This is a genomic window from Arsenophonus nasoniae DSM 15247 (genome assembly GCF_000429565.1).
Classification (GTDB): Bacteria; Pseudomonadota; Gammaproteobacteria; order Enterobacterales; family Enterobacteriaceae; genus Arsenophonus; species Arsenophonus nasoniae.
This window is the reverse complement of record NZ_AUCC01000046.1, coordinates 17,220-29,052: the sequence shown is the minus strand read 5'-3', so window position 1 is coordinate 29,052 and position 11,833 is coordinate 17,220. Positions and strand designations below refer to the sequence as shown.

Sequence of the window (11,833 nt, the reverse complement as noted above, 5' to 3'; positions counted from 1 at the left end):
TAAAGGTTACTTTTACTTTTCGGGTCATATTTATACCTATAAGATTTTGCTTAATTATAAGCTATAAATCTCTACAGTTTTATTAGACCACTACACAGGGAACTCTACTAGGATCAATTTATTGATCATTGAGTCGATTAGTTGGTATTGATTTGACCATACAGACTCAATAATTTGCATAACCCATGGAGAAGCCTGGGAAGAAAGTCGATAAAAAACCCATTTTCCTTCTTTACGATTTTGTAGCAATCCACCCTTTTTTAACATTGCTAGATGACGAGATATTTTAGTTTGGGGTTGCTCAAGTGCAATACAAAGATGATAAACACAAAGCTCCCCCATTTCCCGGAGAAGTACTAGGATCCTAAATCTTGTTTCATCAGATAAATTTTTAAAAAACTGCACTGCCTCTAGCTCCATCTCCAATTTACCTCTAACCACTTATAATTTCAGTAATAAAACATTAGGATCAATTCACTTTCCCTGAGACAAACCAATTCCAACCACTGGCTTTATAAAAACATTCGCTGAAACTGATTGCAAAATCTAAAACAGCACAGAAAGTCATCTCCTCATCATAATTTTTTGATTAAAGGGCGCAACATACGCTGTAAAACCACAATGCTAACTAACAATATGCAAACAATCGTCATAAGAACCATAACAAAAGAAGTGTCAAAGGCTTTACTTGCTTCCAGTATCAATACCTGAGCTTGTTCTTTATCCAAAGTTGATGCCACACTTAATGCTTCATCAATACTGTCATAAACACGCGTATCATCCATGGTGATTTGCTTAGGAACAAAAAGCTTACTACTATAAATCGCCGTCATCATTCCGCCCAGTATTGTAACGCCTAATACACTACCCAATTCATAAGCAACGTCTTCAATAGAAGCGGCCATACCTGACTTTTCATCTGGCGCATTGAGCATAATTGTGGTAGAAGCCGTGGTAAATACCATTCCCATGCCAATACCAATCATGAATAAATTAATCAACAACAAAATAAGATGGCTCTGATAAAACAGCACCATCCCTATTACCCCAACCAGCGTTAACATAAAACCGACTACTGCCGTTAATCTCTCGCCAAAACGGGGTAATAGTAAACCGGCTAATGGTGATGCAAGTACGGAACCAATGGGAATGGGAAGGATACAAAGTGCTGCTTGTAAAGGCGTGAATCCAAGTACTAATTGTAAACGTTGACTTAAAACTAATTCAATGCCAACAATTACACTCATGGTAATAACAGCAATGATTACCCCAGCTGAGAACAAGCGGTTACTAAATAAAGAAAAATCAAGCATCGGTTGAGATTGTTTGCGCTGGCGCAATACAAAAAACAGCATAAAAATGACACCAATAAAGGCAGCAACAGAAAACTCAACCAAAGAAAAAGAAGGTTTACTTAACTCTTTTAATGCATAAATCAGCCCAACTAAACCGATTAAGATTAATACTGAGCCTAAAAAATCAATAACACGCTTGTTTGTTCCACCACAACTTGGGATCACACTGACTGAAAAAGGTAGTACCAGCATAACGACAGGCACATTAATTAAAAATACCGATCCCCACCAAAAATATTCCAGTAACAAGCCACCTACTAAAGGGCCAACCGCAGCGCCACCAGCAGCAACTGCTGACCAAATACCAATCGCTAGCGAGCGTTCATGAGGCTCAGTAAAAATATGGCGAACAATTGATAATGTTGCTGGCATCATCATCGCGGCACCAACAGCTAAAAAAACTCTCGCAGCAATCAAACTTTCTGGATTAGGCGAAAATGCCGCACAAAGTGACGCTAGTGCAAAAAGAGGTAAACCGGTGATCAACATTTTTTTATGGCCAATGCGATCACTTAACATTCCTGCAGCGGGCAATAATCCGGCCACCACCAGCGGATAAGCATTGATAATCCACAATTTCTCAGATGCGTTGGCATGGAGTTCATGGGTTAAAGTAGGCAATGCTGTATAAAGCACTGTCATATCAATGACAATTAAAAAAAGAGCACTTGAAATTAAAAGGAGCGCAATCCACCTTCGATTATCATGAGTTTTAACCATAAAAAATCTCTATTTAGAAAAAATTATGTAATATATTTATCTAGCATAACGTTAAAGCTAAGATATACAATATTAATCCATACGCATGTATTTTAAAAGAGGTTTATTTAATGGGGCGCCAAAGAAGTATAGACAGAAATAAAGTATTAGACGTAGCCGAAAATATTGTCCATCAACAGGGTGTCACTGCGCTGACGATCGATGCAGTGGCAAAAGCGATGGGAATTTCTAAAGGCGGGGTTCAGTATTGTTTCGGCAATAAAGAGGCCTTGATTGATGCAATGTTTGATCGCTGGGAAAAAGCTTACGATGAAATATTTTTTCAACAAATTGCGCAGGATAGTTCAGCTGAAAATCGCGTAATAGCGCACATGAAAGCAACCTACCATTTTGAGCAAACTTCTAATACTAAAGGCGCAGGTTTAATGGCAGCATTATTGCAAACACCGGAATATCTTAATAGTACTCGTGAGTGGTATCGTGAGCGAATTGCTAAGTTAGATACTTCAACAGAAGCGGGGAGACGTGCCCGACTTGTTTTTTTCGCCACAGAGGGAGCTTTTATTTTGCGTGCTTTTGGATTTATGCATATCGATCAGCAAGAGTGGGATGAAATTTTTACCGATATCGAAATATTTTTATCGCCCGAACATGAAAAATAAAATTTTAATACTATAAAAATAGCGAATATTTATAGATATATTTTGACGATTATCTTGTTTATTCAAACATATCTCTAAATATTCCAAAAAAATAGTTAATTTGTCCGTATATTTAATTATTATATATATTTTATTGATCTATGATAATAAATATTGTTAATATCCTATAGTCATATAACTGTAGGTGACAATTATGATTATTTATCGCGCTTTATCTACTGAATTAAATACTGAAATAAAACTTATTAATAATATTATTAATGCGCCTGAAAATTATGTTAATTTTAGTGATAAAGGAAAACTACTGTTATCCATAATAACATTAGGGATTAGTCATATTGTAATAAATTTAATTGAAGATCACAGAAAAGAAAAAGTAAGATCAGAATGTATTACCATCACTAAAAACTTACTATCTTCTCTCAACAGCATTGAAAACCAGCAATCTGAAGAAAAAGTAATATTAATTTCTTTACCTAAAGGCGAAAGGTTAAAATTAACACAAAGATTTTCTAATAACGAAAACAGATACGAAACGATTATCGAATATAATAAAGCGATTATTCTTCATATGGGCAAATATAATGAAAGTAAATCTTATGTTAATAAGACCTTTGAGGAAATAAAAAATCTTTTAGTTAGTGACATACTGCAACATGAACATGATTATACTTATAAAGATGAATCTCTCTTAACTATCGCCAGACACATAAAACAAAAAACAGATGATAAAATAAACAATAAAAAACATAAGGAAGTTATCATAAAAATAAATAACCCTAATGAACCAATAATATATAACCAAAAAAGTATCGGCGCTAAACTAAGGGAAACCTATCAAGAGGGATATACTAGCTTAGTTTTTATTGATAAAAAAAATAAATTTACAAATAAAAAACATTTAATATTAGGTATTGTCTCACCGTCTAAGCAAGTTTTCTTATTAAGCCCGGCAAGTGGTGATGACAGAAATATTTATTACGATACCAATATAAGATATGTTAAATTAAATTTAACATCTAAAACTAAAATTTATAGTCGTGAAGAAAAAAATGAATTAATAAAAGAATTTTATGAAAATTTAATAACTAAATTAGAAAATATACCGGCTAATAGTGTATGTATTGAAAATATAATAAAATCTCTTTGTCCAACATGCAAAATTAGTACCCTAACACAAAATCTTAACCAAAAAGAGAAAGTGACATTTTTAGAAAATATTAATCATGGTATTGCAGATAAAATGCAGGTTGTTGAAGATAAAAAAGAACCAGCTACAAAATTAATAGCGAGTAAAAAAATAGCCCACAAACACACAATACCGTGAATACATTAACGCCTTCAGTTACCAAAAATAAAAATTATAATGAGGCCTTAAACCCATTTAATGAATAAGTTAAATTAAAATCTAATAGTAATAGATGATATTCTTAACCAACGACAGCTCTCTAACTAATAAAAGCGAACAAAATTTGTTAAAAACTTATCTTTTATTTTACTAATAAATATATTTTATATTAACAATTAGTAAAGATAGAAAAAATATTTTTATTAAAAAACACTTTCAATATATTAGCTTAATTTAACAAAACAATGAATACAATCTCCGATAATTAAATATAAAAATTTAATTCATTTTTATAATAGATAAGAATTTACCATTTAGAAGAGGTTGATCGTTTTATTCCTACATTTTGCTGATTGTATTAAATAACCAACACTTAGGTTTTACTGACTTTTTGAGGATATTATGGCAATAAGTTTTTCTTCTACAACACCACTAACCATTAGTGATAACAAATTTAATCAGATTTTGGGGGCTAATAGCTTAAATGAAGCAACCAAAATAAAAAACGTATCCGATTTTATTGACTCGATAATCGATTGGTTTAAGGGCGGCGTCAAACGTCAAAAAATAGAGCAACTGTTTGACACTATCCAAGATGTGAAGAATAGCGCTGTTTCTAATCCGGAATCAAATCGGTTGGAAAAATTTATCGAACTGAGGAAAATGGCACTACCTAAATATCATAATCAATTTAAATTAGAAATTACGCCAAAAGATGCTAATGAAGACTGGGGATATCAATTAAAAGTTGGCGACTTTACCTTATATAACTGCGATAAAGTGTTTGAAAAAACCAGGAGTATTGATGAGAGAGATCAATTAGCTAATTTTCATGTTAAAAATATTAGTATGAAATTAGAAGAAGCCCTCTCTGTGGAAAATCACGATATTCAGCAACTATTAAACTTCACGATTAGATGTTTAGCTGGCAGTGAAAAAGAACAAAATAGTTTGCGAGAAAAATTAGACGACCGTGCTTATAGTAAAGATAATTATCTTGGCATTAAAAACAGCAACAAACCTAATGAACTTATTGCCGCATTTAAAAATAATAAGCAACTGGTATTTTCTATCCGCACTGGCGAATTAGAGAACAATTTTTTGAAAAATACATTAGCAAGCAAAGAGTACAATAATCTGCGAGAGATGTTTTTCAATCAATATACTAGCATAAGTGATTCTCTCTTTATCGATATATTGCAACAAACTAAAGCGGATGTTTATGATGTGATAACACAGGATAGTGCTTACCTAAGCGAACAAGAGCGCGCGATTGTTAATGAAAAACTTAGTGCGATTAAAATTGGTGATAAAACACTTGCTGAATTATGGGCGTTACCATTAAATGGACTGGGTGAATATATTGATGATGATTTAAATCCAGCAGCTATTAACTATTTTCTTAATCATAAAGCCGCAGGTGTAAAGTTTTATAATTTAGAATTAAATGCTGCTAACTCAGCATTTGAGTTTGATGAGCCAGAATTACAGTTTGATGATGCAGAATTTGAGTTTGCTAAGTCAGAAGTTGAGTTTAGTGATTTAGAATCACAGGCTGATGATTTAGCATCAGATTTTGATGAAATAATGGCTGATAAACCCTTGTTTGAACAATCGCCTAGCAACCTAAACACGAATCGAACTGATTCAGGATATGAATCTGACGCTGAATCTATATATGAATATGAAGGTTTGTTTGCTAAGGATTATAAAATTAACAAGAAGCAATATAGCTTCACATCGGTTAAATAATTTATCAGTTCAAATAATATCTAATAGTCATTGATTACAGCATTTGCCCCAGCCTAGCAAAACAGCTGGGGCTAAAATTATTCTCGCCAATTAAATAACGATAAAATGAAAATGCTGCTGCCATAATAGAAAATAGCAAAATTAAAAGTTCGAATATATTTAGTTTACTATTACTGCTGTAACTATCCCATTAATTTAATTCTTTTTGCCACAAATATAAAACTACTTCGGCTAGCCGCGAAAAATAAGCAATTCAACACCTGACTGACTTATTCTGCATAACGAGGTAGATATTTAAAATATCTTTTATTTCAATGCATTAAATATAAAAACAGCTTATTTATACTAACCACAAATTAAGAAAAAATGCACAATATATTAATTAATTACTATTTATTCGCAAAGTGAAATAATAACTGCAATTTACTGGATAAAAATAATCTCTACTGGCAAAAAATTTAATTCGCAAAAAAATTATTTATTTTATTGGCAATTTTTGACTTTCTAATTAATACTCAAATTAAAAATCATAGTAATAAAATAATTCTTTTTTGTTATAACGCTTAATTACCATAACAAGTCGTTACTATCAGCCATTAATAGCAATAATTGTCTTAGCAAAAAATTAAACAGCTATGTTCGCTATCAGATAAGGAGCCATAATGAAAGGTATACGTTTGATCATGGTTATAGGCTGTTTGCTAGCCTCTCATTCGGCCCTGGCAGCAACGACCACGGGGACGGTTAATGTTAATCTCATACTCTCTAACTCCTGTGTTGTTAACGGATCAACGGCCACTACAGGCGTTCCTATGGGAACTCTGGATTTTGGTACCCAACCCACTACTTTTAGTCAATTAATAACCCAACTTTCTAATAATGCTGGCACAACATTTACCGTACAGTGTCCACCTAATGATACTTTTACCGTCGCATTGACCAGTAGTACTAACACCGCACCAACAACGCCACATGGTACACAGATTGGTAGCACACCGCGTTATGTTAATTTAGCCAATAACTCACATGGTGTTTACTATGGTGTTTTTGATAGTAACCCATCCCCAAAGCCAGGCACTGCCCTTGCTAATAATGCAACAATTACCCCTGTATCAGGCCCAACAAATGGCGTCAGTACCTATACCTTATATGGCCTAATCCAGGGTAATGGCACAAACGCGGGTATCATAGCAGGAACCTATACTGACGTTGTTAATCTTACGGTAACTTATTAATTGATATTCTTTTTCAGGATGAAATATGTCTGGCAACAACCATTTATGGCTAAGGTTTGATCATGATTTAGCCTATTTTATTCTATTGTTAGCTATTTTTAGCGCGCTGCCGAGTTATGCCATTACCAGCCAATCATTTCAGGTCTCTGCCACCATTACGCCTGGTTGTCTGGTATCTGGTGGCACACTATTTGGTACCCTTAATTTTGGCACCCATCCTAGTAATGCGAATGGCAATTTTAATGCCAGTTTAACCCCCAATACCTCGTTAACTTTAGCCTGTACCCCCGGTACCGTGCTCAGTATGAGCATTAATGGCGGTAATAACTACACGACAATTCGTAATGTCAAGCAGAGCGGTTTTAGCACGCTACTATCTTACCTACTTTATGCGGATAGTGCTCACACTATTCCAATCGGGCTCAATCAGAATGTCTCCGTCAGTTACAGTAATAGCAATAATATTATTATACCCATCTATGGTGTGCTGCAAATGAATGGCGCTAATAACCCATCCGGAACCTATACTGACCTATTAACGGTAACATTATCCTGGTGATCAGGGAGGAATACTATATGATCAATGTTTTGCAACCTACTGTTTGGTGTTTTTCCACCCTATGGTTATTGGCCTTACTATTCTTAACTCCCTCAGCTCAATCAGCTAACCATGTGATGATTTGGCCGATGGATCCAGTATTAACCGCCAAGGATAATGCCACTGAATTCTGGATCGAAAATAAGGGCACTGAGCCAACGACCATGCAGATCAGAGTAATCGGCTGGCAACAGGTTGATGGCAAAGATCGCTATAGCAATCAGCAAGCGGTGGTCGCCAGTCCGCCTTTTATGCGCATTGAACCGGGCCAAAAACAGCTGATCCGTCTGATAAAACAAGCTCCTGTGCCGGCCGGTAAAGAAGTTGCCTACCGCCTGTTGGCCGATGAAATCTTAACCGCTGAAAACTTAGCCGTGCCAAAGTTTGGACTCAACATGCAGATGCGATATTCTATTCCACTGTTTGTTTATGGTGAAGGTATTAACTATATACGGAATTCCGGTGATCCAATTCAACTGGATCAAAAATACCTCAGTTGGCAGTTGACCCGCTTAAATGGTAAGCCGGCGCTGAAAATCACCAATCAAGGGCCGATCCATGCTCGCTTAAGTAAAGTTGCCGTACAACAAGGCAAAAAACGCATGGTGTTGGCCGATAGCCTGTTTGGTTATGTGTTAGCCGGCTCGAGCTATATCTGGCCATTACCAGCGGGCGTTAATCGCCCACAACAATTAACCGCACAAATTAATACTGATAAACAATTATGGCATGCATCTAGCGCTGGGTTGAACCAGTAAAGATGAAAACTGTCCACTTGCCGGGTAAATTGACCAGCCAATTTACCTTACTGATGACGTTATCTTTGCCGCTAGTATCGATAGCGGCCAATAACAGCTGGACTGAATTGCCGCCACCACCGAGCGGCAAGATTAAACCACAAAACTTACAATATAGATTGGAGTTAGTGGTTAATAAGTATGCCACTGGCATTATTGCGGTGGTTAATGAACGCAATGGCCATTTTTGGCTGTCGGCCGCTGATCTACAAAAGGCCGGTTTTCCAGCCTCTCGCTTAACCCAGCCACAACTGGATGTCAGTGCCATGGCCGAGGTACAAGTCAAATATGACAGTGCGCAACAACGCCTGTTATTACAAGTACCGGATAGCTGGTTACCGCAACAAGATCTCACTATTGGCAATGCCCCGCGCCGCTATCCAGGGCTAACTAGCCAGGGGGCACTGTTTAATTATGATATCTACGCCAATCGAACGCAGCATAATCACACTCAATTTTCGGTCTGGAATGAACTGCGATTATTTAGTATGGCAGGCACTTTATCCAGCACCGGGGTATTTAAACAACATATTGCCGGTAGCGATAACAATAACACTAACCAGGGTTTTACCCGTTACGACACCACCTACACCAATGAAAATTATGCGCTAAGCTGGACGGTGGGTGATTTGATTAGTAATGCTTTAAGCTGGAATAGTAGTGTCCGCATGGGCGGTCTGTCACTGTCTCGTGACTTCTCTATCCGGCCAGATATTATTACCTATCCCTTACCGACCTTTGCCGGTAAAGCAGCGGTGCCGACTGCCGTGGATCTATTTATCAATGGTTATCGTTCCAGTAATCACCAGCTCCAACCTGGCCCTTTTACCATCACCGATATTCCCTATATTAATGGTTCGGGTGAAGCGGTGCTGGTTACCACCGATGCCCTTGGCCGGCAAGTCTCCACCACCTTACCATTTTATGTCGCCAGCACTTTGCTCAAACCGGGTCTCTCTGATGGTGCTTTTTCTGCCGGTGCACTACGCCGCGACTATGGCATTAAAAACTTCTCTTACGGGCCGCTAGCCGCTAGTGGTTCTTACCGTTATGGCGCGACTGATTGGCTGACTTTAGAGTCACATGCTGAAGCCGCCTCTTCACTGGTGCTGGGTGGCTTGGGCGGCTTAGTCAAATTGGGCAACTTTGGTGTGCTTAATGGCGCTTATACATTCAGCCAGATGCGAGGCCAACGTGGTGATCAAATCAATTGGGGTTACCAATATAGCCAGTCTCGCTTTAATCTGGCTACCCAACATACCCTAAGGGATCGTAAATTTGGCAATTTGGCACTTTACGATCAACCCAATAATCTCAACGATAATCAACCAATTTTCAGCTTAAGCCGGCGTAGTTCACAATATTCCGCCTCATTATCTCTAGACCAATTTGGTAGCATTGGCCTAGCTTACCTGGATATTGACAGTTTCAATGGTGATAAAAACCGGTTGCTCAATTTCTCCTGGAGTAAAGGCTTATGGGGCAATAGCAATCTTTATGCTTCGGCCAGTCGTGACTATTCGCAAAATAACTGGTCATTTGCCTTAGTACTACAAATTCCATTCAACTTTTTGGATTCCGTCACCCTAGATACGCAGCGCAATGCCGCTGGACAAAATATTCAGCGCGTCACCTATAACCATGCCATGCCAAGCGACGGCGGATTTAGCTGGAATATGGCCTACGCTCATCAGGACTCGCAAGACGATTATCAACAAGCCTCGCTAGGATGGCGCAACAACCATGTCCAAATGCAGGCTGGAATCTACGGTTCATCCAGCAACTATACCAAATGGGGTAATGTAACTGGCTCACTGGTACTGATGGACGGTACTATCCAGGCTGCGAACAAAATTAATGATGGCTTTGTGTTAGTGAGTACCGATGGTTATCCCAATATTACCGTTGATTATGAACACCAGCCTTATGGCAATACCGGTAAATCAGGTTATCTATTGATCCCAAGCGTGCCAGCCTATTACCCAGCCAGTTTTCGTATCAATACACTAAATTTACCACCCGATATCTATGCAGATACTACACGCCAACGTTTGTCAGTCAAACGCGGCCGAGGCTATCTGCTGCATTTCCCAATAAAGATTCGTCATGCCGCTAGCGTGATCCTAACCGATCAGGATGGCAAAGCCATCCCATTAGCCAGCGTGGTTACACGGGCAGGCAAAGCAGATACCTATGTTGGTTGGGATGGATTGGTTTATCTGGAAGATTTGGAGCCAAACAATCTACTTGCTGTCCGTACACCGGAAGGTAAGCACTGCCAGGTTAGTTTGCAATTGCCGGCAAACCCTAACCAACAACTAAAAACTTATGGCCCACTCACTTGCACTTTAGCTGGCAACAGCAGGAGTTACCATGAATAAAGGTTTATTTCTTTTCAGTTTGTTGTTATTGACCGGCCTACTGAATAATCCTGTCTGGGCCGCTTGCAACGCCACTATGCAGAATGCCTCGTTTGGTAGTCAGACTTCTTTTGTTATCAATAGTACCGTGCAAACAACTTCAGCTAATTTGGTTGTCACTTGTGGGATAGTATTAGCCTCACTGCTAACCACCGATACTATCTCAGCCAAACTAAATAGTGCTTCAAGCAGCAGCGGCACCCAAGCGGCAATGAAAAATACTGCCAATGCCGATCTCGAACCGATTAATATGTGCAAAGCGTCCAACTGCACACCAACCACACCGATTGGCAGTACTATCAATTACTCATCAACCGATTTGATTAACTTATTAGGCGGCAACGTATTTACTATTCCAATCTATTTTAAAACCACCACCGGCCAAAACTTATCGGCCGGCACCTATAATGTAACGCTAAACCTGACCATCAACTGGAATATTTGTGGGCTATTAGGTGTCGGTAATGTCTGCTTAAATCAACAAACTGGCAGCACTACCCTTTCGCCGACCGTCACCTTAATTGTAACCAATGATTGCTCAACAATTACTGCCCCTAACATCGATTTTGGTAGCGCCCCATTAGTTAACAGTTTTCCTAATGTCTCGCAAACCATCTCCATCACTTGCACTAAAGGCAGTCTCTATAATGTGGGTATCAATAATGGCGTTAATGCAGTTAGCAATGTACGCAATATGAAACATGGCAGTGGCCTGATAAGCTATGATATTTACCAAGGTACGACGACCACCCGCTGGGGATCGAGTGGTAGTGAATTATGGTCGAGTGCTAACTCTACCACCGTCAGTGCTGATCAACTGACTCGTACCTACAATTATGTGGCAAAAGTGCTAACCGGCCAAACTACCCCGAGTCAACCGGGCAGCTATACCGATACACTGGTGGTTAATGTTGCTTTTTAGAACAGAATAATGACAGGCGCCAAA

10 protein-coding genes are annotated in these 11,833 nt (G+C 38.2%); 8 read left to right on the top strand and 2 right to left on the bottom strand.

The window, feature by feature from the left end:
- Positions 1–90: 90 nt before the first annotated feature.
- Positions 91–420, bottom strand: coding sequence for a metalloregulator ArsR/SmtB family transcription factor (locus G468_RS0110490; RefSeq protein WP_026823087.1), 330 nt, complete (start codon positions 418–420; stop codon positions 91–93).
- A gap of 155 nt (positions 421–575) precedes the next feature.
- Positions 576–2,075 (bottom strand): MFS transporter, encoded by a 1,500-nt coding sequence (locus G468_RS0110485; protein WP_026823086.1) that lies wholly within the window; start codon positions 2,073–2,075, stop codon positions 576–578.
- 110 nt (positions 2,076–2,185) lie between these two features.
- On the opposite strand from G468_RS0110485, the gene G468_RS0110480 reads away from it, so the two are divergent.
- From G468_RS0110480 to G468_RS0110445, 8 genes are all read left to right on the top strand, one after another.
- Positions 2,186–2,737: a TetR/AcrR family transcriptional regulator gene (locus G468_RS0110480; RefSeq protein ID WP_026823085.1), complete on the top strand. Its 552-nt coding sequence runs from the start codon at positions 2,186–2,188 to the stop codon at positions 2,735–2,737.
- 193 nt (positions 2,738–2,930) lie between these two features.
- Positions 2,931–4,064 carry a hypothetical protein gene (locus G468_RS0110475; protein WP_026823084.1) on the top strand — a complete coding sequence of 378 codons (1,134 nt, stop codon included), beginning with the start codon at positions 2,931–2,933 and terminating at the stop codon, positions 4,062–4,064.
- Positions 4,065–4,721: 657 nt separating this feature from the next.
- The gene (locus G468_RS0110470) at positions 4,722–5,837 is read left to right on the top strand and encodes a hypothetical protein (RefSeq protein WP_211229665.1); all 1,116 of its coding nucleotides are present in this window, start codon (positions 4,722–4,724) and stop codon (positions 5,835–5,837) included.
- Between the two features lie 662 nt (positions 5,838–6,499).
- Positions 6,500–7,072: a spore coat protein U domain-containing protein gene (locus G468_RS0110465; RefSeq protein ID WP_026823082.1), complete on the top strand. Its 573-nt coding sequence runs from the start codon at positions 6,500–6,502 to the stop codon at positions 7,070–7,072.
- Between the two features lie 25 nt (positions 7,073–7,097).
- Complete coding sequence (locus G468_RS0110460; protein ID WP_051297042.1) at positions 7,098–7,631, top strand: Csu type fimbrial protein; 534 nt, start codon at positions 7,098–7,100, stop codon at positions 7,629–7,631.
- Positions 7,632–7,648: 17 nt separating this feature from the next.
- Positions 7,649–8,428 (top strand): fimbrial biogenesis chaperone, encoded by a 780-nt coding sequence (locus G468_RS20515; protein ID WP_081700658.1) that lies wholly within the window; start codon positions 7,649–7,651, stop codon positions 8,426–8,428.
- Between the two features lie 2 nt (positions 8,429–8,430).
- Positions 8,431–10,848, top strand: coding sequence for a fimbria/pilus outer membrane usher protein (locus tag G468_RS0110450; protein WP_246067302.1), 2,418 nt, complete (start codon positions 8,431–8,433; stop codon positions 10,846–10,848).
- A complete protein-coding gene (locus G468_RS0110445) occupies positions 10,841–11,809 on the top strand; it encodes a Csu type fimbrial protein (protein WP_026823079.1) in 969 nt (322 codons plus the stop codon). The genes G468_RS0110450 and G468_RS0110445 overlap by 8 nt, the downstream gene beginning before the upstream one ends.
- Positions 11,810–11,833 lie beyond the last annotated feature (24 nt).

Excerpts from the sequence above, each read along its gene's own strand:
- G468_RS0110485 (WP_026823086.1), bottom strand. The coding sequence starts at position 2,075 with ATGGTTAAAACTCATGATAATCGAAGGTGGATTGCGCTCCTTTTAATT.
- G468_RS0110450 (WP_246067302.1), top strand. The coding sequence starts at position 8,431 with ATGAAAACTGTCCACTTGCCGGGTAAATTGACCAGCCAATTTACCTTA.
- G468_RS20515 (WP_081700658.1), top strand. The coding sequence starts at position 7,649 with ATGATCAATGTTTTGCAACCTACTGTTTGGTGTTTTTCCACCCTATGG.
- G468_RS0110480 (WP_026823085.1), top strand. The coding sequence starts at position 2,186 with ATGGGGCGCCAAAGAAGTATAGACAGAAATAAAGTATTAGACGTAGCC.
- G468_RS0110460 (WP_051297042.1), top strand. The coding sequence starts at position 7,098 with ATGTCTGGCAACAACCATTTATGGCTAAGGTTTGATCATGATTTAGCC.
- G468_RS0110475 (WP_026823084.1), top strand. The coding sequence starts at position 2,931 with ATGATTATTTATCGCGCTTTATCTACTGAATTAAATACTGAAATAAAA.
- G468_RS0110465 (WP_026823082.1), top strand. The coding sequence starts at position 6,500 with ATGAAAGGTATACGTTTGATCATGGTTATAGGCTGTTTGCTAGCCTCT.
- G468_RS0110445 (WP_026823079.1), top strand. The coding sequence starts at position 10,841 with ATGAATAAAGGTTTATTTCTTTTCAGTTTGTTGTTATTGACCGGCCTA.
- G468_RS0110490 (WP_026823087.1), bottom strand. The coding sequence starts at position 420 with ATGGAGCTAGAGGCAGTGCAGTTTTTTAAAAATTTATCTGATGAAACA.